This window comes from Cupriavidus sp. 207A1 (assembly GCF_057798955.1).
Window position 1 is genome coordinate 560,975 of the sequence record NZ_JBYOJO010000001.1, and the last position, 24,391, is coordinate 585,365.

20 protein-coding genes are annotated in these 24,391 nt (G+C 69.5%); 11 read left to right on the forward strand and 9 right to left on the reverse strand.

Features of this window, described 5'->3' with window-relative positions; genetic code table 11:
• From AC3FMM_RS02535 to AC3FMM_RS02545, 3 genes are all read right to left on the reverse strand, one after another.
• Entirely contained in the window at nucleotides 1-1,242 is a 1,242-nt protein-coding gene (locus AC3FMM_RS02535; protein WP_326348150.1) for an ABC transporter substrate-binding protein, read from the reverse strand.
• Nucleotides 1,239-2,123 (reverse strand): IclR family transcriptional regulator, encoded by an 885-nt coding sequence (locus AC3FMM_RS02540; RefSeq protein ID WP_326348151.1) that lies wholly within the window; start codon nucleotides 2,121-2,123, stop codon nucleotides 1,239-1,241. Before AC3FMM_RS02540 ends, AC3FMM_RS02535 begins: the two co-directional genes overlap by 4 nt.
• A 161-nt stretch (nucleotides 2,124-2,284) precedes the next feature.
• Nucleotides 2,285-2,812, reverse strand: coding sequence for a MarR family winged helix-turn-helix transcriptional regulator (locus AC3FMM_RS02545; protein ID WP_115681537.1), 528 nt, complete (start codon nucleotides 2,810-2,812; stop codon nucleotides 2,285-2,287).
• Nucleotides 2,813-3,134: 322 nt separating this feature from the next.
• Here AC3FMM_RS02545 and AC3FMM_RS02550 point away from each other — a divergent pair, with 322 nt between their 5' ends.
• From AC3FMM_RS02550 to AC3FMM_RS02575, 6 genes are all read left to right on the forward strand, one after another.
• Nucleotides 3,135-4,130: a Bug family tripartite tricarboxylate transporter substrate binding protein gene (locus AC3FMM_RS02550; RefSeq protein ID WP_442784918.1), complete on the forward strand. Its 996-nt coding sequence runs from the start codon at nucleotides 3,135-3,137 to the stop codon at nucleotides 4,128-4,130.
• A gap of 61 nt (nucleotides 4,131-4,191) precedes the next feature.
• On the forward strand, nucleotides 4,192-6,483 hold the full coding sequence (locus tag AC3FMM_RS02555) for a xanthine dehydrogenase family protein molybdopterin-binding subunit (protein ID WP_326348152.1): 2,292 nt from the start codon (nucleotides 4,192-4,194) through the stop codon (nucleotides 6,481-6,483).
• A complete protein-coding gene (locus AC3FMM_RS02560) occupies nucleotides 6,476-7,342 on the forward strand; it encodes an FAD binding domain-containing protein (protein WP_414248986.1) in 867 nt (288 codons plus the stop codon). Before AC3FMM_RS02555 ends, AC3FMM_RS02560 begins: the two co-directional genes overlap by 8 nt.
• 11 nt (nucleotides 7,343-7,353) lie before the next feature.
• On the forward strand, nucleotides 7,354-7,830 hold the full coding sequence (locus AC3FMM_RS02565) for a (2Fe-2S)-binding protein (protein WP_115712634.1): 477 nt from the start codon (nucleotides 7,354-7,356) through the stop codon (nucleotides 7,828-7,830).
• A complete protein-coding gene (locus AC3FMM_RS02570; RefSeq protein ID WP_488686079.1) occupies nucleotides 7,820-8,485 on the forward strand; it encodes an SRPBCC family protein in 666 nt (221 codons plus the stop codon). Before AC3FMM_RS02565 ends, AC3FMM_RS02570 begins: the two co-directional genes overlap by 11 nt.
• Before the next feature lie 188 nt (nucleotides 8,486-8,673).
• Complete coding sequence (locus AC3FMM_RS02575) at nucleotides 8,674-9,525, forward strand: IclR family transcriptional regulator (RefSeq protein ID WP_115681531.1); 852 nt, start codon at nucleotides 8,674-8,676, stop codon at nucleotides 9,523-9,525.
• Between the two features lie 21 nt (nucleotides 9,526-9,546).
• Here AC3FMM_RS02575 and AC3FMM_RS02580 read toward each other — a convergent pair whose 3' ends face one another.
• From AC3FMM_RS02580 to AC3FMM_RS02595, 4 genes are all read right to left on the reverse strand, one after another.
• A complete protein-coding gene (locus tag AC3FMM_RS02580; RefSeq protein ID WP_116313595.1) occupies nucleotides 9,547-10,389 on the reverse strand; it encodes an IclR family transcriptional regulator in 843 nt (280 codons plus the stop codon).
• 71 nt (nucleotides 10,390-10,460) lie between these two features.
• Nucleotides 10,461-11,597 (reverse strand): FAD-dependent monooxygenase, encoded by a 1,137-nt coding sequence (locus AC3FMM_RS02585; RefSeq protein ID WP_488686080.1) that lies wholly within the window; start codon nucleotides 11,595-11,597, stop codon nucleotides 10,461-10,463.
• 889 nt (nucleotides 11,598-12,486) lie between these two features.
• Nucleotides 12,487-13,722 (reverse strand): acyl-CoA dehydrogenase family protein, encoded by a 1,236-nt coding sequence (locus AC3FMM_RS02590; protein WP_473702950.1) that lies wholly within the window; start codon nucleotides 13,720-13,722, stop codon nucleotides 12,487-12,489.
• A gap of 41 nt (nucleotides 13,723-13,763) precedes the next feature.
• Nucleotides 13,764-14,915, reverse strand: coding sequence for an acyl-CoA dehydrogenase family protein (locus tag AC3FMM_RS02595; protein ID WP_414248981.1), 1,152 nt, complete (start codon nucleotides 14,913-14,915; stop codon nucleotides 13,764-13,766).
• Between the two features lie 254 nt (nucleotides 14,916-15,169).
• On the opposite strand from AC3FMM_RS02595, the gene AC3FMM_RS02600 reads away from it, so the two are divergent.
• Complete coding sequence (locus AC3FMM_RS02600; protein ID WP_414248980.1) at nucleotides 15,170-16,717, forward strand: AMP-binding protein; 1,548 nt, start codon at nucleotides 15,170-15,172, stop codon at nucleotides 16,715-16,717.
• A gap of 170 nt (nucleotides 16,718-16,887) precedes the next feature.
• Complete coding sequence (locus tag AC3FMM_RS02605; RefSeq protein ID WP_488686081.1) at nucleotides 16,888-19,644, forward strand: winged helix-turn-helix domain-containing protein; 2,757 nt, start codon at nucleotides 16,888-16,890, stop codon at nucleotides 19,642-19,644.
• A 21-nt stretch (nucleotides 19,645-19,665) separates the two neighbouring features.
• On the opposite strand, the gene AC3FMM_RS02610 is transcribed toward AC3FMM_RS02605, so the two are convergent.
• Both AC3FMM_RS02610 and AC3FMM_RS02615 read right to left on the reverse strand, forming a co-directional pair.
• On the reverse strand, nucleotides 19,666-20,337 hold the full coding sequence (locus AC3FMM_RS02610) for a nitroreductase (RefSeq protein ID WP_326348760.1): 672 nt from the start codon (nucleotides 20,335-20,337) through the stop codon (nucleotides 19,666-19,668).
• Between the two features lie 34 nt (nucleotides 20,338-20,371).
• Complete coding sequence (locus tag AC3FMM_RS02615) at nucleotides 20,372-21,247, reverse strand: crotonase/enoyl-CoA hydratase family protein (RefSeq protein ID WP_092311292.1); 876 nt, start codon at nucleotides 21,245-21,247, stop codon at nucleotides 20,372-20,374.
• Nucleotides 21,248-21,480: 233 nt separating this feature from the next.
• On the opposite strand from AC3FMM_RS02615, the gene AC3FMM_RS02620 reads away from it, so the two are divergent.
• The 3 genes from AC3FMM_RS02620 to AC3FMM_RS02630 all read left to right on the forward strand — a co-directional run bounded on the left by AC3FMM_RS02620 (nucleotide 21,481) and on the right by AC3FMM_RS02630 (nucleotide 24,244).
• Nucleotides 21,481-22,452: an NAD(P)H-dependent flavin oxidoreductase gene (locus tag AC3FMM_RS02620; RefSeq protein WP_115712655.1), complete on the forward strand. Its 972-nt coding sequence runs from the start codon at nucleotides 21,481-21,483 to the stop codon at nucleotides 22,450-22,452.
• Nucleotides 22,453-22,456: 4 nt separating this feature from the next.
• On the forward strand, nucleotides 22,457-22,924 hold the full coding sequence (locus AC3FMM_RS02625; protein ID WP_115712657.1) for a PaaI family thioesterase: 468 nt from the start codon (nucleotides 22,457-22,459) through the stop codon (nucleotides 22,922-22,924).
• A 144-nt stretch (nucleotides 22,925-23,068) separates the two neighbouring features.
• The gene (locus AC3FMM_RS02630; protein ID WP_115712659.1) at nucleotides 23,069-24,244 is read left to right on the forward strand and encodes an acetyl-CoA C-acetyltransferase; all 1,176 of its coding nucleotides are present in this window, start codon (nucleotides 23,069-23,071) and stop codon (nucleotides 24,242-24,244) included.
• The last annotated feature ends 147 nt before the right edge of the window (nucleotides 24,245-24,391 follow it).

Here is a 24,391-nt window from a genome sequence, read left to right on the forward strand (position 1 = left end):
TCAGTGCCGCAGCAGCGGGCATCTCGACTTCGATGCCGGCATGAAGGCCTGCTCGCCGGGCACCGTCGCCACCACCTTGTAGTAGTCCCACGGGTACTTCGATTCGGCCGGCGTCTTGACTTCGAACAGGTACATGTCGTGGATCATGCGGCCGTCCTCGCGGATGCGGCCGTTCTTCGCGAAGAAGTCGTTGATAGGCATCGACTTCATCTTCTTCATCACCGCCGCGGTCTCGTCGGTGCCCGCCGCCTGCACTGCCTTCAGGTAGTGCGTCACCGACGAATAAGCGCCGGCCTGGCTCATGTTGGGCATCTTCTTCAGCTTCTCGAAATAGCGGCGCGACCACGCGCGGGTGGCGTCGTTCATGTCCCAGTAGAAGCCTTCGGTCAGCAGCAGGCCGGCCGCGGTCTTCAGCCCGATGGCATGGATGTCGTTGACGTACAGCAGCAGGCCCGCCATGCGCTGGGCGTTGTTGCGCGTGAGGCCGAACTCCGACGCCGCCTTGATCGCGTTGATGGTGTCGCCGCCGGCGTTGGCCAGCCCGACGATCTGCGCCTTGCTGGCCTGCGCCTGAAGCAGGTACGAGGCAAAGTCGCTGGCGCCGATCGGGTGGCGCGCGGCGCCCACCACCTTGCCGCCGGTCTCGCTGATGACCGCGGTGGCGGAGTCCTGCAGCGTGTGCCCGAAGGCGTAGTCGGCGGTCAGGAAGAACCAGCTCTTGCCGCCGCGCTCCACGGTGGCGCGCGCGGTGGTGTTGGCGAGCGCGTAGGTGTCGTAGGCGTAGTGCACCGACACCGGCGTGCACAGGTCGTTGGTGATGCGCTCGGTGCCAGGCCCCGAGAACACCACGATGCGGTTCTTCTGCTTCGCCACCTCCAGCACCGCCAGCGCGGGCGCCGACGCGGCCACGTCGAGGATGGCGTCGACATTGCCGGTGTCGTACCACTCGCGTGCCTTGTTGGCGGCGATATCGGCCTTGTTCTGGTGATCGACCACCACCAGCTCGATCTTCTTGCCGAGCACCTTGCCGCCGAAATCGTCGATGGCCATCTGCGCCGCGGTGGCGCTGCCGCGGCCGGTGACGTCGGCGTACAGGCCGCTCATGTCGAGCAGCATGCCGAGCTTGACCACGTCGTCGGAAAGCGCGGCCCTGGGCTGAGCCTGGGCGGCGCCGCAGGCCAGCGCCGCGGCAAGCGCGAGGACGCCGGCGGTCCGGCGTCGGATCGAATGGCAAAGCGTCATGGTGTCTCCTCCGGTCTGTTGTGGTGTCTGGCTCCGGCCGGGCCGGGGCGATCGGCGTCGCCGGCAGCCTTTTGCCGGTGTGGCACGCGTGGGCGGGGCGCGGGCCGCCCGGTATCGGGGTGTGCCCCGGCGTGCCGGCGCCAGTTCTGGCAGACGGCGTCTGCCTCGCGTTTCAATGCGCGGGCCATGGCGGCCTCGCGACTGGTGATACGGTCATTGAGCGCGGCGATGCTGAGGGCGCCCAGCGGATAGCCGTCGGGGCCGGGCAGGGCGATGGCGATGCCGCCCATGCGGTCGATCACCACGTCGAGCAGGACCGCGTAGCCGCGCTCGCGCGTCGCACGCACGTGCTCCAGCAACATCGGCCGGCTGAAGCGGGGATAGCGGCGCAGCGCCGGTGCGATCCCGTCGAGCGTCGCGTCGACCTCGGCATCGGGCAGCGCGGCCAGCAGCGCCAGGCTGCCGGCGCCGACGCCCAGCGGCCGGCGGCTGCCGATATCCAGGTAATTGGCGCGGATGGGAAAGGTGCCCAGGCGCAGCTCGGTGCAAATGGATTCGCAGCCGCTCGGCACCGACAGGATGGCGCTGTCCTCGAAGGCGTTGGCCAGCCGGATCAGCGCCGGGCGCACCAGCGGGCGCAGGTCCGTGCGCTGCAGGGCGGCGGCATGCAATGCCAGCCATTCCCGCCCCGGCGCAAACGCCTTGGTCGACGGATCGCGCTGCACCATCCCCTCGGCCGCCAGGGTGTCGAGGAGCCGCAGCGCCGAGGCCTTGTCGACACCAGCTGCCAGGGCCAGGTCGGTCAGGCGGCTGTTGCGGGCATCGGTCAGCGCGCGCAACAGGCGGCAGGCCTTCTGCAGCGAGGTGCTCGGGATGGTCACGCCGTTCGTCTCCTTTGTCCGGTTTTCGTTAAGTGAAACCGGTAGCAGACGTTATAGGCTATCTGGCTGGTGCTGCCATGCCCAGGCGTGGAGAAGTTTTGCCGGATGAAACCCTGCGGCGGGTATCCGGCGGATGCCGCGACGGCGGCGGGCCGGTGGCCTTATGCCTGGGCGCGCAACAACTTGCGCAGTCCCTGGTACACCGCCTCGCGCTCCTGCGGCGACAGTTGCCGGATCACCTCGGCCTGGCCGCGCCGCGCCAGCGGCATCACCTGGTCGTGCAGCGCGATGCCGGCCTCGGTGATGGCGCACAGCAGCTTCTTGCGTGGGGTATTGCCGGCGGAGGTCAGCTGCACCAGCCCGCGGTCTTCCAGCAGCCGCAGGGTGCGGCTGACCAGCGCCTTGTCCGAGGTGGACTGCGTCACCAGCTCGGCAAACGGCAGCGTGCGCGCATGGGCCAGCAACGCCAGGATGCGCCATTCGGGCACGGTCAGGCCGAACTGTTCCGCATAGGGCTTGGTGACCGTACTGCGCAGCGCGGTGACCAGCTGGCTCAGCATCGTGGTCAGGAAGTTGTCGACGGTCAGGCCGCTGCCGGCCTCGTCGAGGTCCGTCCACGGGCTGGCGTTGGCGGCGGGGGCAGGGGTGGGCGCGGGCGTGCCATGGGCGGGCGCGGCATCACGGGGCATGCGTTCCTCTTGGTCTGGTCTGCCGGCCAGGATGCGTGGCCGGTGGGCGGGGCAGATTGTCTCACAGGCGCTTGCCATTGCCGCCACCGTGTGGCGATCCGGATGAGCGCGAATAAATCCGCAAAAAGCACAATCCGTCAATTAGTGGTTAACGTAAGTTGAGTTGTCAACTTACGGCGCCTACGATGGTTGCGTTCCTTTATTGAACTTGCGTTTCATTAATAAAACAACCGAAGAGAGTTGTTCCCAAGCCACCCCTGTTTTCGCGATGAGCACAACCGCTGACTCCGTCGTCGCGAATGCGCCCCCACAGGAGCTGTAGATGAGACAACAACGTCCCCGACGCGCCGCTGCCGTAGCAATTGCCGCCATGGCCGTGCTCGCCCTGAGCACGGGCAGCGCACTGGCTGCCGCGACCTATCCGGCCAAGGCCGTGACCATGGTGGTGGCCTACCCGCCAGGCGGCGATACCGACGCCATGGCCCGGCTCTACGCCGACAAGCTGTCGGCCCGCCTGAAGCAGCCGGTCATCGTCGAAAACCGTCCGGGCGCCGGCGGCGTGGTAGGTGCCGCGTTTGTCAGCCGTGCGCCGGCGGACGGCTACACGCTGCTGTACACGCCGAATCCGTTCACGCTGGCGCCGATGGTGCTGAAGCTGGCGCCGTCGGCCAGCTATGACCCGCTGCACGGCTTTACGCCGGTGATCCAGACCGCCGTGCAGGCGGTGCTGCTGGTGGCCAACCCGCAGGCGGGCGTAAAGACCGTGGGCGAGATGGTGGCCGCGGCCCGGGGCGGCAAGGCGCTGACCTATGGCAGCCCGGGCGCGGGGTCGCCGATGCATATCGCCGGCGAGATGCTGAACCGCGCGGCCGGCGTGAGGATCCAGCACGTCCCCTACAAGGGCGTGGCCCCCGCGGTCAACGATGTGGTGGCGGGGCACGTGCCGTTTGCCTACGTCACGCTGGGCCCGGTGGCGCAATACATCAACACCGGCCGGCTGATCCCGCTGGCGATCACCGATGCCCGCCGCTCGCCGCTGCTGCCCAACGTGCCGACGCTGGCCGAGCTGGGCTACAAGGACGTGGTGGTCGGCGCGTGGCACGGTGTCATGGCGCCCAAAGGCACGCCACCCGAGGTGGTCAGGACACTGAACCAGCAACTCAACGAGGTGCTGCGCCTGCCCGAGGTGGCCGACAAGATGGCCACCTTCGGCGCCATCCCCGTCGGCGGCGCGCCGGCCGCGCTGGAGAAGATCAACGCGGCCGACTACGAGCGCCTGGGCAAAGTGATCCGCGAACTGGCGATCACCGCGGAATGACCGGCGCCAGCGCATCGCAGTCCAGCGCCACGCCATGGATAACGACAGACAGGAGGCCGGCATGAGCAGGGCCATCGTGGGAACGTCCACGCCGCAGGTGACCGCGCGGGAAAAGGTCATGGGGCGCGCGCAGTATGCCGGCGACCTCAAGCTGCCCGGCATGCTGCACGCCAAGGTGCTGCGCAGCCCGCACCCGCACGCGCGCATCGTGCGCATCGACACCGCCGCTGCCAGGGCGCTGCCCGGGGTGAAGCTGGTGGTAACGGGGTACGACGTGCCCGCCCGCCACTGGGGGCCGCACCGCAAGGAACAGCGCATCCTGGCCTGCGGCGTGGTGCGCCATGTCGGCGAGGAAGTGGCGGCGGTGGTGGCGGTCAGCGAGGAGATCGCGCGCGATGCGCTGGACCTGATCCAGGTCGAGTACGAGGCGCTGCCCGCGCTGCTGACGCCGGCCGCGGCGCTGGCCGCGGGCGCGCCGGAGATCCACGCCGGTACGGGCAATATCGGCCATGAAATGCGCATCGAGCGCGGCGACGTCGAGGCCGCCTTCGCGGCGTGCGCCGCGGTATACGAGGCGACCTACGACATGCACTCGCAGTACCCCGGCTACCTCGAGCCGATGGCCTCGGTCGCGGCGCAGGACGGCAACGGGCGGCTTACGGTGTGGGCGTCGACGCAGTCGGTGTTCCTGGCGCGCGCGCGGCTGGCCGAGGCGCTGGACCGGCCGGTCTCGACCATCCGCGTGGTGCAGGCCACCACCGGCGGCGGCTTCGGCGCCAAGATCGTCGAAGAGAACAACAGCCTGATCTGCGCCTTCCTGGCCAGCCGGCTGGAGCGCCCGGTGCGGCTGGTCAACAACCGGCTCGAAGACTTCCAGGGCGCGCGCGCCAGCGTGCCGATGCAGGTCTGGCTGCGCCTGGGCGTTGACGCCGACGGCGTGATCCTGGCCAAGGACGTGCGCATCACGGCCGAGTGCGGCGCCTATTCCGGCCTTGCCGGCGATGTGATGCACGTCACTGCCATGCGCAGCGACAACATGCACCGCTTGCACAACGTGCGTTCGCACGCGGTGCTGGCCTATACCAACAACCCGCCGCGCGGCGCTTTCCGCGGCTTTGGCGGGCAGCAGATGCAGTTTCCGCTGAACTGCCACCTGACGGTGCTGGCCGGCATGCTCGGCATCGACCCGATCGAATTGCACAAGCGCAATGCCATCGGCGCCGGCGAGACCAGCGTGCATGGCTGGAAGATCAGCAGCACCGGCATGGCCGAATGCCTGGACATGACCCGCCGCGCCATCGGCTGGGACGACAAGCGCGCCGCCCCGCGCGGCACCGGCACGCGACGGCGCGGCGTCGGCATTGCCGCGGCGATGCATGTCAGCGGCAACCGCACGCTGGGCAACTGGGACGGCTCGACCATCCTGCTCAAGATGAACGAGGACGGGCGCGTGATGCTGCAGACCAGCGAATGCGACATGGGGCAGGGCGCCAACACCATGCTCAGCCAGATCTGCGCGCAGGAACTGGGCATTCCGCTGTCGCACGTCACCGTGATGGCGCCGGATACCGATACCGCGCCGTTCTGCCTGGGCTCGCTGGCGTCGCGCGTGACCATCATCTCGGGCAACGCGGTGCTGCGCGCGGCGCGCGAGGCGCGGCAGAAGCTGCTGGCGCTGGCGGCGGAAAAGCTCGGCGTCGATGCGCGGCAACTGGTGATCGCCGATGGCCGCATCGCGGTGCCCGACCAGCCTGACAAGTCCGCCACGCTGGCCGAGATCGCGCGGCTGCATATCTTCCGCCACGGCGGCGAGGGCATCCACGTGCGCGCCAGCTACGACGCGCCCACGGTGATGCACGACGCCGACTATTACGGCAACGTCGCCCCCGCGCATTCGTTCGCGGCGCAGGCGGTGGAAGTGGAGGTCGACATCCGCACCGGCCAGGTCACCGTGATCGACAGCTTTGTCGCCGACGACTGCGGCAAGGCCATCAACCCGCTCGCGGTGCACGGCCAGACCCATGGCGCCACCGTGCAGGCGATCGGCTGGACCCTGTACGAGCACCTGCAATACGAGGACGGCCGCCTGATGAACGGCAACTTTGCCGACTACACCATGCCCACCGCCGACGCGGTGCCGATGCTGCGCACCGACGTGGTGGAATCGAACGACCCCAACGGCCCCTACGGCGCCAAGGGCGCCAGCGAGACCGCGATCCTGCCGGGCGCGGCGGCAATCGCCAATGCCGTGTTCGACGCGGTCGGCGTGCGCATCCAGTCGCTGCCGATCACGCCGGAGAAGGTGCTGGCGGGCCTGCGTGCGCTGCGCGAAACGGAGGCCGCCCATGCGTGACTTTGCGTTCCTGGAGCCGGCCACCGTGGCCGAAGCCAGCGCCATGCTGGCCGACCTGGGCGAGAGCTGCCGCCTCTTTGCCGGCGGCACGGCGCTGATGCTGGGCATGCGCCAGCGCATGCTGGCGCCCAGCCACCTGGTCTCGCTGGGCCGGCTCGATGCGCTGCGCGGCATCGCCTTCGACGCGCGCGAAGGCCTGCGCATCGGCGCGCTGACCTTGCATGCCGAGCTCGCGCGCTCGCCGCTGGTGCAGGCGCACTATCCGATGCTGGCCAGCATGGCCGCGCGCGTGGCCAATCCGCAGGTGCGCAACCAGGGCACGCTGGGCGGCAACCTGTGCTATGCCGACCCGGCCACCGATCCTCCCGGTTGCCTGATGGCGCTGGGCGCGCAGGTGGTGGTCAGCGGCCGCGGCGGCGAGCGCGTGATCGACATCGAAGACTTCCTGGTCGACTACTACGTCACGGCCCTGGCGCCGGACGAGATCGTCACGCAGATCCGCGTGCCCGCGCCGGGTGCCGGCGCCGATGGCCGCTATGCGCGCTTCCTGCGCACGGCCGCCGAGCATCGCCCGCTGGCCAGCGTGGCGCTGTCGGTGCGGCGCGAGGGCGCGTTCTGCATCGAGGCCCGCCTGGCGGTGGGCGCCTCCACGCCGGTGCCATGCCGGCTGCGGCGCGCCGAGGCGCTGCTGGCGGGCAAGGCGGTAACGGCGGAACTTGCCGCGCAGGCCGCGGCCATCGTCGCCGAGGACATCAACGCGGTATCGGACGCGCGCGGGGCCGAAGCCTACCGCCGCGAGATGGTGCGCGTGGTCGCGCGCCGCACCATTGCCGCATTGTTCGGCGTGGCATCGGACTAAGGAGCCTACCCATGAACCCAGTCACCATCGAAGTCACCGTCAACGGTGAAGAACACCAGGTGCAGGTGCCGGCGCGGCGCCTGCTTGCCGACCTGCTGCGCGACGACCTGAACCTGACCGGCACCAAGCGCGGCTGCGAGACCGGCATCTGCGGCGCCTGCTCCGTGCTGGTCGACGGCGAGGTGGTCAAGTCCTGCCTGATGCTCGCGGTGCAGGCGCGCGGCCGCCATGTGATGACCGTGGAGGGCCTGGCCGCCGACGGCCAGCTGCATCCGCTGCAGCAAAGCTTCATGGAGCACGGCGGACTACAGTGCGGCTATTGCACGCCGGGCTTCCTGATGGCGGCGTGCGCACTGCTCGCCAACAACCCCAACCCGACTGAAGAGGAGGTCCGCCATGGCCTGAACGGCAACCTGTGCCGTTGCACCGGCTATGTCGGCATCGTCGAATCGGTCCTGTCCGCCGCGGAGGCAATGCGTGGAAATTGAAAAGACCCTGGTCACCGCGGCGCCGCCGGCGCGCGTGTGGGAGCTGCTGCTCGACCCCAACGTGATGGGCGCGTGCGTGCCCGGCATGGAATCGATCGAAGTGCTCAGCGAGGTCGAGTACGTCGCGCACATGGCGGTAAAGATCGCCTTCATCAACGCGCGCTTCCGGCTGCATACGAAGATCGTCGAGACCCGCGCGCCCCATTACCTGCGCACCGAGGGCACCGGCGAGGACGCTTCGGTGGCCAGCTCGCTGCGGCAGTCGAGCGAGCTGTTCCTGACGCCGCTGGACCATGGCGGCACACAGCTGCGCATCCGGGTGCAGGTCGATGTGCTGGGCCGGCTGGGCACCTTCGGCCTGAGCGTGATGAAGACCAAGGCCGACCGCATGTGGGACGAGTTTGGTGCCAACCTGCTGGCGCGGCTGTCGCCGCAGGCCGCGCAGCCCGGACCCGGGCCGGCCCGGCAAGCGGCCACGGCGGCGCAGGCGGCTGCCGTCGCGCCGCGCCCGGCCGCCAACGGCCACCCGGTGCGGGGGGGCGCCGCCGGAGCCCGCGCCGCCAGCACCGGCCGGACTGCTCGCGCGGCTGCTGGGGCGCCGGGACGCCGGGCGCGGATCGCTTGCCGACATCTGCATCGAACTGCGCCGCCATGACGAAACCATCGTGGTGCGCTGGCCCGCGGCGCACGGCGAGCAGTGCGCGGCATGGCTGCGCGACTACCTGCGCCCCGGCGCATAGCGGCCTGGCCGGCAGGGGATTGTCCGCAATACGGGTACCCTATCGGGTGCGGGCGTGATATATGAGAACGTTGCGCCAAGACCGAATATTGCAGAGACAGACCATGACGACCGATTCGCCGCAGGACGATACGCAGGAAGGCGGCCAGGAGGGTGCGCCCGACAGCGCGCAGGACAGGTACATCGTGCCGGGGCTGGAGCGCGGCCTGCGCCTGCTGGGCGAGTTCAGCAGCCGCGAGCGCACGCTGTCGGCCGCCGAGCTGGCGCGCCGCCTCAAGGTGCCGCGCTCGACGGTGTTCCGCCTGCTGGCGACGCTGGAAATGATGGGCTTCGTCGAGCGCACCGACGGCGGGCGCGAGTTCCGGCTGGGCATGGCGGTGCTGCGCCTCGGTTTTGACTACCTGGCCTCGCTGGAGCTGACCGAGCTGGGCCGTCCGCTGCTCGACCGGCTGCGCGACGAGATCCATTACCCGTGCAACCTGGTGGTGCGCGACGGGCGCTCCATCGTTTATGTGGCGAAGTCGGTGGCATCGCGTCCGTTCGCCAGCACGGTCAATGTCGGCACCCGGCTGCCCGCGCATGCCACGGTGCTGGGACGCGTGCTGCTGGAAGACCTGTCGCTGGCCGAACTGCGCGCGCTCTATCCGGAAGAGCGGCTGGAGGTCTATTCCGAAAGCACGCCGCGCACGGTCGAAGAGCTGTACGAGATGGTCCAGCGCGACCGCCAGCGCGGCTATGTGCTGCACGAAGGGTTCTTCGAGGCCAGCATCTCCACCATCGCGGCGCCGGTGCGTGACCGCAGCGGCAAGGTGACGGCCGCGCTGGGCGCCACCATCCCGGCCGCACGCATCGACCCGGACCAGCTCGACAACATGGTGGAACAGGTGCGGCGGGCCGCGGCGGAGCTGTCGCGGTTGCTCGATTACCGGCCCGAGGTGCCCAGGCCGTTTGCCTGAACCGGGGCTGCCAGTACGGCGTCACCGCGACGCAGCGTCGCCCCGGTAGCCCATCAGGCCCGACAGGTCGCGCGCGGCTTGCCGGACTTCCTTCGCCACGCGCTCGCGCAGCGTGCCGTCGGCCTCGAAACGCTGCTGCGGCCCGGCCACGCTGATGGCGGCGAGCACCGCGCCGTCGGCCCCGCGCACCGGTGCCGCGCAGGCGTCGATACCCGGCTCGTATGCCGAGAAACTCCAGGCGCAGCCGCGTTCGCGGTCCGCGGCCAGGATCTCGGCCAGGCGCGCATGGGTTGCCGGGCTCTGCCCGGTGACCGCCGGCAGCGGATCGGGCCCCAGCAATTCGCGCAGCGTCTCGGGCGGCAGTTCGGCAATCAGCATCCGGCCCGGCGTGGTCAGGTGCGCGGCAACGCGGCTGCCCACCTGGATATTGCTGACCAGCGCGGCGGCCGGCATCTGCCGCAGCAGGTAGAGTGCATCGCCGCCATCGCGCACCGCCAGGTAGGCCGACAGCTGCAGCGACGCACTGAGCCGCGCCAGTACGCGCCCGGCAAAGCTGGTCAGATCGTTGGAGGCCAGCACGCGCGAGGCCAGCTTCAGGAAATTGAAGCCGACCTGGTGGCCGCCCTGGGGCAGCCGCTCGACCATGCCTTCATGCTCGAGCGTATCGAGCAGGCGCATCACGGTGACCCGGTTCACGTCGATACGGCGGCCGACCTCGCTCAGGTTGGCGGTGGCGCCGCCTTCGGCGATAAAGCGCAGCAGGCGCAGGCCGCGGATGACCGGCGACACCAGTTGCGCCTCGCGGGCGTCTTCCGATGCTGCGTCGTCGTCGTCGGGTTCGGTCGGCAGGCGGGATTTGGGCATGTTGGCGTTGACTATCCATGGAAAACGGCCGCGCTGGCGGCCGTGCTGGCAGGGAACGCGGGGCCGCGGCTTCAGCCGAGGGCGACGTTCCAGGCGTCGTAATCGTACACCCAGTCGGCATTGCCGCCTTCCTTGAGCCAGGCATTGCTGCGCGAGCCGATCTGGATGCGGCTGGTGCGCGCGTGGCGCGCGGCCTGGTAGCGCGCCAGCGCGGCCGGCACGCCGGCGGCGCCGTCGCCCGCGGCATCGGCCAGGCAGCGCGCCAGCACCACGCCGTCTTCGATCGCCATGCCCGCACCCTGCGCCATGAACGGCATCATCGGATGGCAGGCGTCGCCCATCAGCGTGACCGGCCCAGCCGACCACGCCGGCAGCGGATCGCGCACGTACAGCGCGGAGATCAGCACGTCGTCACAGGCGTCGAGCAGCGCGCGTGCCTCGGGGTGGAAGCCGGCATAGGCGCTGCGCAGGTCTTCCACGCGGCCCGGCGTGGTCCACGACTCATGGCGCCAGGCTTCCTGCGCGACGGTGGCGAAGATAAAGATGTCGCGGCCGCGGTTGAGCGGAAAGGTGACGATCTGCGTGGCCGCGTCCGGACCCCACCATTTGGTGAAGGCGCCCAGGTTGGGCACGCCGGCCAGCCGCGCGGCCGGCACCACGGCCCGATACGCGACCACGCCGGTGAAGATCGGGCTTTCCTGGCCGAACAGCGCGGTGCGCACGGTGGAGTGGATGCCGTCGGCACCGACCAGCACGTCGACCTGCTCCTGCGCGCCGTTGGCAAAACGCAGCGTCGCGCCATCGGCGCGGGTCTCGATCGCCACGGCCTTGTGATCCAGCCGCACGCAGGCGCCCGGCACGGCGGCTTCCAGCGCCGTCATGAGGTCGGCGCGGTGCATGGTCAGCTGCGGTGCGCCATAGCGCCGCTCGGCTTCGTCCTGCATCGGCAGGCGCGAGGTTTCGGCGCCGGAATCCCACATGCGGCTGATGCGGTGGCTGGGACGCGCGGCGGTTTCACGCAGGGCCTCGCCCACGCCCAGCCCGTCCAGGGCGCGCACGGCGTTGGGGGTCAGGTTGATGTCGGCGCCGACGCGGGCAAAGCGGGGAGCTTGTTCGTAGACCACGGCCTCCATGCCGAGCTTGCGCAGCGCGATGGCCGCGGCGAGGCCGCCGATGCCGGCGCCGTTGATTCCGATTTTGAGAGGCATTTTTTCCAGCTGACCGTTGAGATATGTTCAAAAATGAACTGAATGTTCATAAAAATATATGGGGGGAGTGGGGTGAGCGTCAATTAAGGGGGAACCCTAGGGGGAATTGCCGCCGTTATCGTTCTTGGCGGGCGCGGCTGTTTCGCCGGCGTAGCCGGCGAGTCACTTTTTGGCCGAGCGCCAAAAAGTAACCAAAAAACGCGTCGCCTGTGCGGCTGGCAATCAATTTCACGGTGTTGGTCGCTCGGGCGGCGGTGCTTTCCGTTTGGGCGTGGGTGCCCGTTCGGCCCTGCTACGCTATGTGAGTCAGGGGCGGTGCCTGCGATCACCCACTATTGGACAATCCCAATGAGGGTGTAGGCAGCCTGCTGCCGGCCGTATCGCGGGGACGCCTGCGGCTGCTGCGCAGGCTCGATTGCGCTGGCGGGGGTATTTGGCGCCAACGCAGCCAAAGGCGCCGCTGTACGATAGGCCACAGACCGCAGCGCCAAGCGAGCGCAGCGATGCGTCCCGTGCCAGGGCCCACGCCGCGCGATAGGGCCGGCGCGCAGCGCAGCCGTAGGCGTTCCTACGGTAAGGCCGGCAGCAGGGACCACTCCGCGCTCTGGGCTCGTTCAACCAACACTTCAACGCCCCTACCACCGTGGTGCACCCCTGCGGCAGGCAGTCCCGCTATGCGAGGAAGCAAAGCCCCGTACGACAACCCCGGGCCCACTACGATAAGACATGCCGCCCGCAGGGCAGTAAACGCGCTTTTTGGTTACTTTTTGGCGCTCGGCCAAAAAGTGACCCGCCCAGCAGGGCGGAACCAGGCGGCCCAACAGCCGACAGCATGTCACCAACAGCGCCCACCCCAAAAAACGAGTCGAAACCCCGCCCCCCCACCCCCTCAAAGCCCCAACACAAGCTTCGCAATAATGTTCCGCTGAATCTCATTAGACCCCCCATAGATCGACGCCTTCCGATAGTTGAAATAGCGCGGCGCCAGCACCGCAGCATAGTCAGCCCCGACCCGCGCCGGCGCATCGCGCCCCTGCAGTTCCGCCCAGGTGTCCTGCACGAACGGCAGCGCCGCAGGCCCCGCCGCCTCCACCGCAAGTTCGCTCGCCGCCTGCAGCGTCTCGGTGCCCGTTAGCTTGAGCATGCTGGAAGCCGCGCCGATCGAGGTGCCCGATTCCACCCCGGAAAACACCCGCAACTCAACCGCTTCCAGCGCCGCCGCACGCAGGTGCAGCGCGGCCAGCTTGCGCCGGAACAGCGGGTCGTCCAGCAGCGGGCCACCGTCATCGCCAGGCTGCTCCGCGGCGATCTCCGCGATCTTGGAAAGCTGCTTGCGCAGCATCGGGCTATACGTGCCGCCGCGCTCGAATTCCAGCAGGTACTTGGCGTAGGTCCAGCCCTTGCCTTCCTCGCCGATGCGGTTGGCCACCGGCACCCGCACGTTCTCGAAGAAGACCTGGTTCACCTCCTGCTGGCCGGGCATGGGGCCATCCAGCGTCGGTAGCGCCGACACCGTGATGCCCGGCGTGTGCATGTCGAGCAGCAGGAACGAGATCCCTTCCTGGCGCTTCGATTCGCGGCTGGTGCGCACCAGGCAGAACATCCAGTCGGCCCATTGCGCGTGCGTGGTCCAGATCTTGGAGCCGTTCAGGACGTAGTGCTCGCCGTCGCTGTCGGTGCCGTGGTCGGCGCGCAGCTGCAGCGACGCCAGGTCGGAGCCGGAGTTGGGCTCGGAATAGCCCTGGCACCACCACACGTCGGAGCTCAGGATCGGCGGGAGGAAGCGCTGCTTCTGCTCGGGCGTGCCGTACTTCATGATCACCGGCGCCACCATCTTCAGGCCCATCGGCGACACCGGCGGGCATCCCGCGGCGGCCAGTTCGGACTGGAAGATAAAGCGCTCGGTTGCGCCCCAGCCCGGCCCGCCGTATTCCTTGGGCCAGTTCGGCGCGGCCCAGCCGCGCGCGTGCAGCGCCTTCTGCCAGCGCACCTGTCCGGCCTTGTCGAGGTAGCCGTTCTTGGACTGCGCCATCATCGCGCGCAGGTCGGCGTCATAGGCCTGGGCAATCCAGGCGCGCACTTCTTCGCGGAACTGCTGGTCTTGGGGAGAGAAATCGAGATGCATCGGCGGGCCTCTCTGGTATTCGATCGTGGATAGGGGCGGCTTCAGGCCGCGGCCCGGGCGGGATAGAGCAGATCGGCATAGCGGCGCAGGTGGTGCTCGGCCGAGCCCATCTGCAGGTCGATCGCCGTGACGCGCTTGAAGTAGTGGCCCACGGCCAGCTCCTCGGTCACGCCCATGCCGCCGTGGATCTGCACCGCGCCCTGGCCGACGAAGGCGCCCGCCTGGCCGGCCTGGATCTTCGCCGCGCACGCGGCCTGCGCGCGCGTCTCCGGCGCGGCGGCGGCCTGCATGGCGGCCACCTGGGTCAGGGCCACGGATTGCTCCAGCTGCATGTACATGTCGGCCATGCGGTGCTGCAGCACCTGGAAGGTGCCGATCGGCACGCCGAATTGCTTGCGCTGCCGCGCGTAGTCGATGGTGTCCGCCAGCATGCGCGCCATCGCGCCATTGGCTTCGGCGGCCAGCGCGATCATGGCGTGGTCGCACAGCTGTTCGATCAGCGGCAGCGCTTGGCCTTCGTCGCCGATGCGCTGGCTGGCCGGTACCTGCACGTCGTCGAGCAGCACCTCGGCGGCGCGCTGGCCGTCGAAGGTGGGATATTCGCGCAGCGTTACGCCCGGCGTGTCGCGCGCGATCCAGAACAGGCTGATGCCGCCCTGGTCCCGGCGCGCGCCGCCGCTGCGCGCGCTGACCAGCAGGTGCGAGGCGAACGGCGCGCCCGCCACGGCGTGCTTGTGGCCGCTGAGCCGGTAGCCGTCGCCCTGGCGCGTGGCGCTTGCCTGCACGTCGTGCCGGCAGTAGCGGCTGGCGGGCTCGGCATGGGCCCACGCCACGGTGGCCTCGCCGCCGATAATGGCCGGAATCCACTGCGCGGCCAGCTCGGGGCTGCCATGCAGCAACGCGCCGCCCCCCATCACCACGGTGCCCAGATACGGCTCCAGCACCAGGTGCCGGCCCAGCTGTTCCATCACCACCATGTGCTCGACGGCGCCGCCACCCAGGCCGCCGAGGTGCTCGGGAAACGCGGCGCCCAGGATGCCCAGGTCACGTGCAAGCGCGCGCCAGCAGTCCGGGCGCCATCCCGCCGCGGACTGCACCGCCGCGCGGCGGGCTTCGAAATCGTAGTGGTCGGCGAGGTAACGCGCGAGCGTGTCGCGCAGCATCGACTGTTCTTCGCTGAACTGGAAATCCACCTTGGCTCCTTCGGATAAGGGTGAGGCGTGAGGGCGGTAGTCTGGCGGGCATCTTCCGGCGAGGCTGGCCGGCGGCGCATCGTCGCATCGGACGAAGCTGAGGCGCGGGCCGCAGGCGCGGTCTTTATGCGGCGCTGCGACAAAACCAGGCCGTGCCGCTTCGTCGCTTCCGACGATGGTCGAACCGGCCAGGGTTCCGAGAATGCGCAAGCGGCATTCGCCCACCCACCATCCCCGTCGAGGAGCTCCACGCCATGCATCCGCACATCCACGCGCAGCGCACGCCCGACAAGCCCGCCGTCATCATGGGCGGCAGCGGCGCCGTCGTCACCTACCGCGAGCTGGACCAGCGCTCGAACCAGGTCGCCCACCTGTTCCGCAAGCTCGGCCTGCAGCGCGGCGACCGCGTGGCTTTCATGGTGGAAAACCATCCGCGGCTGTTCGAGCTGTGCTGGGGTGCCCAGCGCAGCGGCATTGTCTATATCTGCCTGAGCACGCGCCTGAACGCGGCCGACGCGGCCTATATCGTCAACGACAGCGGCGCGCGCATGCTGGTCACCACGCATGCGCAGGCGGAGATCGCCACGGTGCTGATCGGGCAGACGCCGGCCCTGCAGGCGCGCCTGATGCTGGACGGCACGGTGCCCGGCTATGAGGCCTATGAGACCGCACTGGCCGATTGCACGGCGACGCGCATCGACGACGAGGTGACCGGCGGCGACATGCTGTATTCGTCGGGCACCACGGGCCGGCCCAAAGGCGTGTACGCGCCCCCGTCGAGTCCCGACATCGACGCGCCGACGACGCTGACCGCGCTGTGCCAGCGGCTCTACGGCTTCGATGCCGACACGCGCTACCTGTCGCCCGCGCCGCTGTACCATGCGGCGCCGCTGCGCTACACCATGTCGGTGCAGGCACTGGGCGGCACCGCGGTGGTGATGGAGCATTTCGACGCCGCGCAGTTCCTGCGGCTGGTGCAGGAACACCGCATCACGCATACGCAACTGGTGCCGACCATGTTCTCGCGCATGCTCAAGCTGCCCGAGGCGCAGCGGCAGGGCTATGACGTGTCGTCGCTGCGCGTGGCGATCCACGCGGCCGCGCCGTGCCCGGTGCAGGTGAAGGAAGCGATGATCGCGTGGTGGGGACCGGTGATCTGGGAATACTACGCCGGCACCGAGGGCAACGGCGTGACCGTGGTCGACACGCCGCAATGGCTGGCGCGCAAGGGCACGGTGGGGCGGGCCATGGTGGGCAAGCTGCGCATCTGCGGGCCGGACGGCGCCTTGCTGCCGCCGGGGGAGCCGGGCACGATCTACTTTGCCGAGGGCCGCCCGTTCACATACCACAACGACGAGGCCAAGACCGCGGAGACGCGCCATCCGCAACATCCGGACTGGAGCACCATCGGCGATGTCGGTTACGTGGACGCGGATGGCTATCTGTACCTGACCGACCGCAAGGCCAACATGATCATCTCCGGCGGCGTCAACATCTACCCGCAAGAGGCCGAGAACCTGCTGATGACGCATCCGAAGGTGATGGATGTGGCCGTGATCGGCGTGCCCAACGAGGACTTCGGCGAAGAGGTCAAGGCCGTGGTGCAGCCTGCCGACATTGGCCAGGCGGGGCCCGAACTGGCGGCCGAGCTGATTGCCTTCTGCCGCGCCAACCTCTCGGCCATCAAGTGCCCGCGCTCGGTGGACTTCGAGCCCGAGTTGCCGCGGCTGCCAACCGGCAAGCTGCTCAAGCGGCTGCTGCGCGACCGCTACTGGACCGGTCACGCCAGCAAACTGGTGTGAGGCATCGGCAAGCGGTGCCTGGCCACTGCCTGCGTTTTCGCGAGCGCAGCGGTTTACGTCATAATGCCTCGCTACACCACAGCCACGGCCACCCGCCTGCATCCTGCAGCGCCGGGGGCGCATGGCGCGCCCGGCAAGGGCCGCGATGTGCGGGAGACCACTGACAGCCAATGGCAAGTATCGAGGAGACCGGACGGCGCACGCCGCCACCCGCCGGCGCGGCGTCGCTGGCCGCCAAGCTGCGCCCGCCGCTGCTGACCCCGTTCCAGGTCCAGCGCGCGGCGATCTGCGATGCCGTGTGCGCGGCGGGCTTCGTCAAGCTGGTGCTGGTGCGCGCACCCGCCGGCTTCGGCAAGACCACCGCCATGCTCCAGTGCCGCGCGCGGCTGGAGGCCGCCGGCGGCCGCACCGCGTGGCTGACGCTGGACCGCTCGGACAATGACCCTTCGCGCTTCCTCGGCTCGATCGAGGCGGCCATCGCGCATGGCCTGGGCAGCGGCGGGCCGGACCGGTCCACGCGCCAGCCGCTGGCACAGGATCCGGGCGAACAGGCGCTGGCGCTGATCGACCGCCTCGCCAGCCATCACGGCGACTTCACGCTGTTCCTCGACGATTTCGAGGCCGTGCAGAACGCCGCGGTGGCGGGGCTGGTCTGGCAACTGGTGGAAAGCCTGCCGCCAGGCTGCCGCGTCGTGATCGGCACGCGCTGGGTGCCCGAAACCGGCCTGGCCCGCTTGCGCGCGCGCGGCGAACTGCTCGAGATCGAGCCCGCGCAGCTGCGCTTCTCGGCCGACGAGACCGCGTCCTTCCTGCGCCAGGCGCGCGGGCTGAAGCTGGAGCAGTCCGCCATCAGCGTGCTGCACCGGCGCACCGAGGGCTGGGCCACGGCGCTGTGGCTGGCGTCGGTGGCGCTGGAGCGGCGTACCCAGCCGGAGGGCTTCATTGCCGGCTTCTCGGGCTCGAACGCAGCCATTGCCGATTACCTGGTCGAAGACGTCTTCCTGCACTTGCCCGAGCCGGTGCGCGATTTCCTGCTGCGCACCTCGATCCTGGACCAGCTATGCGGGCCGCTGTGCGATGCGGTGTGCCAGCCCGCCGCCGGCAGCAGCGAAGAGATCCTCGCCTGGCTGGAACGCGCCAACCTGTTCCTGCTGCCGCTGGAGAGCGAACGCTATGGCGAACGCGGCTCCGGCGCCGCGCCCGAGCAGTGGTATCGCTATCACAGCCTGTTCTCCGGCTTCCTGCGCGCGCAGCTGGCGCAGGCCATGCCCGGGTTCGTGCCGCAGCTGCACCTGTCGGCGTCGCGCTGGTATGAATCGCAGGGGCGCCTGGTGCCCGCCATCGAGCATGCCTTCGCCGCCGGTGCGCTGGCGCACGCGCTGCAGTTGCTCGACAGCGCCGCCGACGACCTGCTGGCGCAGGGCCGCATGCGGCTGCTGACGCGCTGGCTGGAGGCGGTGCCCGCCGAGGACCTGGCGCGGCTGCCCAAGCTGCAGATCGCCCGGGTGTGGGCGGTGTCGTTCACGCGCGGGCCGGCCGAAGCCATCGCGCTGCTGCAGCAGATCCCCACCGAGGGCGCGGCCGGCGACCTGCTGGCGCATATCCGCGCGCTGCGCCACATGCTGCTGAACATGATGGACCGCTTCGACGACGCGCGCGCCTTCGCCCGCAACGAGCTGCCGTCGTTGCCGATGGGCTATGCCTTCCCCGACGCGATCCTGGCCACCTCGATGGCGCGGCTGGCCGCGGTGGCGGGGGACTACCCCGAGGCGCGCCGGCTGCTGCAGGTGGCGCGGCACGCGGTGCGCGGATCGGACAGCAATTTCAACAAGATCTTCTCGGAATCGGTCGAAGGGCTGATCGATCTGCGCCAGGGGCGGCTGCAGCAGGCGCTGGCGCGCTTCCGCATCGCCGCCAGCACCATGCTGCCGAACCGCTTCGGGCCCACCAACGGCAACGCCATGGCCGGCATCCTGCTGGCCGAGGGCCTGTACGAGAGCGGCGATTCCGAGCGTGCCAGCCGGCTGCTCAACGTCTACCTGCCGCTCTCGCGCGACCTCGGCCTGCCCGACCAGATCATCACCGGCCACGCGGTGCTGGCCCGCATCGCCTTCGAGCGCCGCGAGATTGACCAGGCCCACGAGTGGCTGGCGCAGCTCGAAGCGCTGGGCCACCACCGCGGCCTGACGCGGCTGGTGATGGCGGCGATGCTGGAGCGCGCCCGCCTGGCGCTGCGGCAGGGCAATGTGCATGCCGCGCAGGAGGCGATCGAGCGCGCCGCCGATCCGGCGCTGTGGCGCACGCGTCCCGGCGTCAGCTCCTTTGCCAGCGATGTCGAGGACATCACGCTGGGCCGGCTGCGGCTGGACCTGTACGCGCGCCCCGGCGCGCCGGTGCGCGAGGCCATCGAACGCGAACTTGCGGCCGCCGCCGGCAACCAGCTGATGCGCCGCGCCCTCAAGCTGCGCATCCTGCTGGCGCAGGCGTGGCAGCGCTGCGGCGACGGCGCGCATGCATTGGTGGTGATGGGCGAGGCGTTGCGCTTTGGCGCCGCCGAAGGTTTCGTGCGCATCTTTGCCGACGAGGGCGACGATGTGCGCCGGCTGGTGGCCGACGCCTGCGCGCGCCAGGCTGCCGGCCTGCCGGCCCCTTATGTCGAAAAGCTGCTGCAGGCTTGCGGCCAGGCCGCCGCCGAGCCGCCCGGTGCCGGCCGTCCCGCGCCGCCCGCGCTGGTCGAGCCGCTGACGCCCAAGGAGCAGAAGGTGCTGCACCTGCTGGCCGAGGGCTATTCCAACGTCGCCATGGCCGAGCGCCTGTTCGTGTCCGAGACCACGGTGCGCACGCACCTGCGCAATATCAGCGCCAAGCTGCACGCCAGCAACCGCACCCAGGCGGTCGCGATCGCACGCCAGCTCGGCCTGCTCTGACCCTGCGGCTCAGATATTGATTCAGATACCGATGAACTCGGTGAATTCCCCCAGCGGCGCGCGCCCGGCGCGCAGCCGGTTGGCGGGCGCCTCGGGATCCTCGTAGCCGATCGCCATGCCGCTGAACAGCATCCGTTCGGCCGGCAGCGACAGAAATTCGGCGATGGTTTGCGGATACATCGCCCAGCACTCCTGCGCGCAGCTGTCCAGGCCTTCTTCGCGCAGCAGCAGCATCACCGTCTGCAGGTACATGCCCAGGTCCGACCATTGCGGCGGGCCCATGCGCCGGTCCACGGTGCAGAACAGCGCCAGCGGCGCGCCGAAGAAGGTGAAGTTGCTGGCGAACTGCGCCAGCCGCCGGGCCTTGTCCTCGCGCGGGATGCCGAGGTGGTGGTAGAGCGCTTCTCCCACCTGGAAGCGGCGCTCGCGGTAGGGCGAGACCAGCTCGCGCGGATAGATGTCATACTCGCGCGCTTCGCCGGTCGGGGCCTCGGCGATGCGCGTGCGCATGATGCCGAGCAGCCGCTGCAGCGCCTCGCCGCCGACCACATGGATATGCCACGGCTGCAGGTTGCCGCCGGACGGGGCGCGCGCGGCGGCGTCGAGCACGCGGCGGATGGTGTCGGGTGCAACCGCCCGGGGCAGGAAGCCGCGGACGGACTTGCGGCTGGCGACGGCTTGGCTGACTTTCATCGGGACTCCGGAAACAGGGATGGAAGCGGGCGCATCAGGCGAAGGGCGGCTCGCTGGTCCAGTCGAAGAAATCCGGCATGTCGTGCGACACGGTTTCCGGGAACGCGGCGGGGCGCTTTTCCAGGAACGCGCTGACGCCTTCCTTCACGTCGGCGGAGCGTCCGCGCGACTGGATCGCGCGGCTGTCGAGCTTGTGCGCTTCCATCGGGTGGCTGGCGCCGGCCATGCGCCAGATCAGCTGGCGCGAGATCGCCACCGACACCGGCGCGGCATTGGCGGCGATCTCGCGCGCAATCGCCTGCGCCGCCGGCAACAGGTCTTCGGGGGCGTGCAGCGAGCGCACCAGGCCGCGTTCGTGCGCCTCCTGCGCCGAGAACACACGACCGGTATAGCACCACTCCAGCGCAGTCGAGATCCCGACCACGCGCGACAGGAACCACGACGACGCCGCTTCCGGCGTGATGCCGCGGCGTGCGAAGACAAAGCCGAACTTGGCGTCGGTCGACGCCAGCCGGATATCCATCGGCAGCTGCATGGTCACGCCCACGCCGACCGCGGCGCCGTTGACCGCGGCGATCACCGGCTTGAGGCTGCGGAAGATGCGCAGCGACACGCGCCCGCCGCCATCGCGATGGGCGGTATCCGGGCTGGCGCCATAGCGCTTCTCGAAATCGAAGGTGGAGCTGCCGCCGGACAGGTCGGCGCCGGCGCAGAACGCGCGGCCGGAGCCGGTGACGATCACCGCGCGCACGTTGTCGTCGGCATCGGTGGCGTCGAACGCGGCGATCAGCTCGTGCATCATCTGCGCGGTGAAGGCATTGAGCTGGTCCGGGCGGTGCAGGGTGATGGTGGCGACGCCGTCGGCAACGGCGTAACGCAGGGTTTCGAACGAAGGCGTGGCTGGCGTCATGCGGGCTCCTGCTGGGAGGTAGGAAGGGATGCCGGAGGTGCCGGTGGTAGCGCCGGCAGCGCGGGGCGGGGGCTCGCCCAACACTAGTGCAGATTGCGCCGCCCGCAATCGTCGCTTCCGACGAGGCTGGGACGGCGCGCGGCGCCGTAGACTGATGCGATCAGGCGGCAGGGCCGGCACCTCACGACATTCCGCCGTAGCCTTCTGCCGGCGCAGACCGCAAAAGGACCACCATGAAGACACGCATCACCGAACTGCTTGGCATCCGCTACCCCATCATCCAGGGCGGCATGCAATGGGTTGGCTACGCCGAAATGGCATCCGCCGTTTCCAACGCGGGCGGCCTGGGCATCCTGACGGCGCTGACCCAGCCGACGCCCGAGGATCTGGCCGCCGAGATCCGCCGCTGCCGCGAGATGACCGACAAGCCGTTTGGCGTGAACCTGACCCTGCTGCCGTCGATCAACCCGCCGCCGTACGCGCGCTACCTCGACGTCATCATCGAGAGCGGCGTCAAGGTGCTGGAGACTGCCGGCAACAACCCCAGGGAACATATCGCGCGGGCCAAGGCCGCGGGCATCAAGGTGATCCACAAGTGCGTGGCGGTGCGCCATGCGCTGTCGGCCGAGCGCCTGGGCGTGGATGCGGTTTCGATCGACGGCTTCGAGTGCGCCGGCCATCCGGGCGAGGACGACGTGCCCGGCATGGTGCTGATTCCGCAGGCGGTACGCAAACTGTCGATCCCGGTAATCGCCTCGGGCGGCATCGCCGACGGGCGCGGCATGGCGGCGGCGCTGGTGCTGGGTGCCGAGGGTGTCAACATGGGCACGCGCTTCTGCGCCACGCGCGAGGCGCCGATCCACGACAACGTCAAGCAGGCGCTGGTGCAGGCCAGCGAGCGCGACACCAACCTGATTTTCCGCACCCTGCACAACACCGCGCGCGTGCTCAAGAACGCCGTGTCGGACGAAGTGGTGAGCATCGAACGCCGTCCGGGCGGCGCGCAGTTCGAGGACGTCAAGCACCTGGTCGCCGGCGTGCGCGGCAAGGCCGCGCTCAAGGCGGGCGAGACCGACGGCGGCATCATCAGCGCCGGACAGTGCGTGGGCCTGATCGACGACGTGCCCAGCTGCGAAGAACTGATCGCGCGCATGGTGGCCGATTGCCGCGAACACCTCAGCGTGGCCTCGCGCTACTTTGCCTGACGCCATGGCCGAGGCGGAAATCGAGGCGGCGCTGACCCGCGCCATCGCCGCGCCGGCCGAAGCCGGCACCGACGTGCCCGAAGGCTTTGTCCCACTGCGCCGGATGAACGGCTACATGGCTGGCTTCGGCCAGCTCTATCTGCACGCGGCCCGCCGCACGCTGGCGGTGCGCATCGACGAGAGCCACCTGAACAACCTGGGCATCCCGCACGGCGGCATGCTGGCGACCCTGGCCGATACCGCAATCGGCATGATGATGTCGCTGGAAACCGGCCGCGCCAAAAGCGCGGTGACGGTGAACCTGAGCCTCGACTATCTCGATTCGGCGCGCCTGGGCGACTGGGTCGAGGCCCGCGTGGAGTTCGACAAGCTCGGCTCGCGGCTGCGCTACGGCACCTGCCGGCTGCTCAGCGGCGAGCGCTGCCTGCTGCGCGCCACGGCGATCTTCGCGGTGCTGGCGCCGCGCGCCTGAGCGGGCCGGCAACTTCGTCGCTTCCGACGACGCTGGCCACTCCCGGCGGCGCAACAATAGCCGTCGAAGCTGCCGGCACGCCCGCCGGCATGTTGCACAACACTCGGGCTGCCCCGGCGGCCTGCACCGAACCAAGGAGATCACATGGCTGAGGCATATATCGTCGCGGCGGTCCGCACCGCCGGCGGCCGCAAGGGCGGCAAGCTGTCGGGCTGGCATCCGGCCGACCTCGCCGCGCAGGTGCTCGACGCGCTGGTGGAGCGCACCGGTGCCGATCCGGCGCTGGTCGAAGACGTCATCATGGGCTGCGTGAGCCAGGTCGGCGAGCAGGCCGGCAACGTCGCGCGCAATGCCATCCTGGCCTCGCGCCTGCCGGAAAGCGTGCCGGGCACCTCGGTCGACCGCCAGTGCGGCTCATCCCAGCAGGCACTGCACTTTGCCGCGCAGGCGGTGATGTCGGGTGCGATGGATATCGTCATCGCCGCCGGCGTGGAAAGCATGACGCGCGTGCCGATGGGCCTGTCGTCGCAGCTGCCGGCCAAGAACGGCTTCGGCGTGCCCAAGAGCCCTGGCGTCGAGGCGCGCTACCCCGGCGTGCAGTTCAGCCAGTTCACCGGCGCCGAGATGATCGCGCGCAAGTACGAGCTGTCGCGCGAACAGCTCGACGCCTACGCGCTGCAAAGCCACCAGCGCGCCATCGCCGCCACCAAGGCCGGCCGCTTCAGCGCCGAGATCCTGCCGGTGGAGGTGCGCACCGCCGACGGCGCCAACGGCGAGATGCACACCACCGACGAAGGCATTCGCTACGACGCCACGCTGGAAAGCATCGGCAGCGTCAAGCTGATTGCCGAAGGCGGCCGTGTCACTGCCGCCACCGCCAGCCAGATCTGCGACGGCGCCGCGGGCCTGATGGTGGTCAACGAGGCCGGACTGAAGAAGCTGGGCGTGAAGCCGCTGGCGCGCGTGCACAGCATGACCGTGATCGGCCATGACCCGGTGGTGATGCTGGAAGCGCCGCTGCCGGCCACCGAAGTGGCGCTCAAGCGCGCCGGCCTGCGCATCGGCGATATCGACCTGTTCGAAGTCAACGAAGCCTTCGCGCCGGTGCCGCTGGCCTGGCTCAAGGCCACTGGCGCCGATCCGGAACGCCTCAACGTGCATGGCGGCGCAATCGCGCTGGGTCATCCGCTCGGCGGCTCCGGCGCCAAGCTGATGACCACGCTGGTCCATGCGCTGCATACGCATGGCAAGCGCTACGGCCTGCAGACCATGTGCGAAGGCGGCGGGCTGGCCAACGTGACCATCGTCGAGCGCCTGTAAAGCAGAGACGCAGCCGCGCAGAGCACGACAAAGAGCAGTAAAGGGAGAAGGACCGGCGGCGCGGGCATGTCAAAGTGCCCGCGCCAGCAGCCGGAGAAAGATAAAGAATGGCCGCGAAATCGCGGCCATTGTCATTCGAGGGGCGGA

Excerpts from the sequence above, each read along its gene's own strand:
- AC3FMM_RS02555 (WP_326348152.1), top strand. The coding sequence starts at position 4,192 with ATGAGCAGGGCCATCGTGGGAACGTCCACGCCGCAGGTGACCGCGCGG.
- AC3FMM_RS02630 (WP_115712659.1), top strand. The coding sequence starts at position 23,069 with ATGGCTGAGGCATATATCGTCGCGGCGGTCCGCACCGCCGGCGGCCGC.
- AC3FMM_RS02625 (WP_115712657.1), top strand. The coding sequence starts at position 22,457 with ATGGCCGAGGCGGAAATCGAGGCGGCGCTGACCCGCGCCATCGCCGCG.
- AC3FMM_RS02565 (WP_115712634.1), top strand. The coding sequence starts at position 7,354 with ATGAACCCAGTCACCATCGAAGTCACCGTCAACGGTGAAGAACACCAG.
- AC3FMM_RS02560 (WP_414248986.1), top strand. The coding sequence starts at position 6,476 with ATGCGTGACTTTGCGTTCCTGGAGCCGGCCACCGTGGCCGAAGCCAGC.
- AC3FMM_RS02615 (WP_092311292.1), bottom strand. The coding sequence starts at position 21,247 with ATGACGCCAGCCACGCCTTCGTTCGAAACCCTGCGTTACGCCGTTGCC.
- AC3FMM_RS02605 (WP_488686081.1), top strand. The coding sequence starts at position 16,888 with ATGGCAAGTATCGAGGAGACCGGACGGCGCACGCCGCCACCCGCCGGC.
- AC3FMM_RS02590 (WP_473702950.1), bottom strand. The coding sequence starts at position 13,722 with ATGCATCTCGATTTCTCTCCCCAAGACCAGCAGTTCCGCGAAGAAGTG.
- AC3FMM_RS02545 (WP_115681537.1), bottom strand. The coding sequence starts at position 2,812 with ATGCCCCGTGATGCCGCGCCCGCCCATGGCACGCCCGCGCCCACCCCT.
- AC3FMM_RS02600 (WP_414248980.1), top strand. The coding sequence starts at position 15,170 with ATGCATCCGCACATCCACGCGCAGCGCACGCCCGACAAGCCCGCCGTC.
- AC3FMM_RS02585 (WP_488686080.1), bottom strand. The coding sequence starts at position 11,597 with ATGCCTCTCAAAATCGGAATCAACGGCGCCGGCATCGGCGGCCTCGCC.
- AC3FMM_RS02620 (WP_115712655.1), top strand. The coding sequence starts at position 21,481 with ATGAAGACACGCATCACCGAACTGCTTGGCATCCGCTACCCCATCATC.
- AC3FMM_RS02610 (WP_326348760.1), bottom strand. The coding sequence starts at position 20,337 with ATGAAAGTCAGCCAAGCCGTCGCCAGCCGCAAGTCCGTCCGCGGCTTC.
- AC3FMM_RS02575 (WP_115681531.1), top strand. The coding sequence starts at position 8,674 with ATGACGACCGATTCGCCGCAGGACGATACGCAGGAAGGCGGCCAGGAG.
- AC3FMM_RS02580 (WP_116313595.1), bottom strand. The coding sequence starts at position 10,389 with ATGCCCAAATCCCGCCTGCCGACCGAACCCGACGACGACGACGCAGCA.
- AC3FMM_RS02535 (WP_326348150.1), bottom strand. The coding sequence starts at position 1,242 with ATGACGCTTTGCCATTCGATCCGACGCCGGACCGCCGGCGTCCTCGCG.
- AC3FMM_RS02550 (WP_442784918.1), top strand. The coding sequence starts at position 3,135 with ATGAGACAACAACGTCCCCGACGCGCCGCTGCCGTAGCAATTGCCGCC.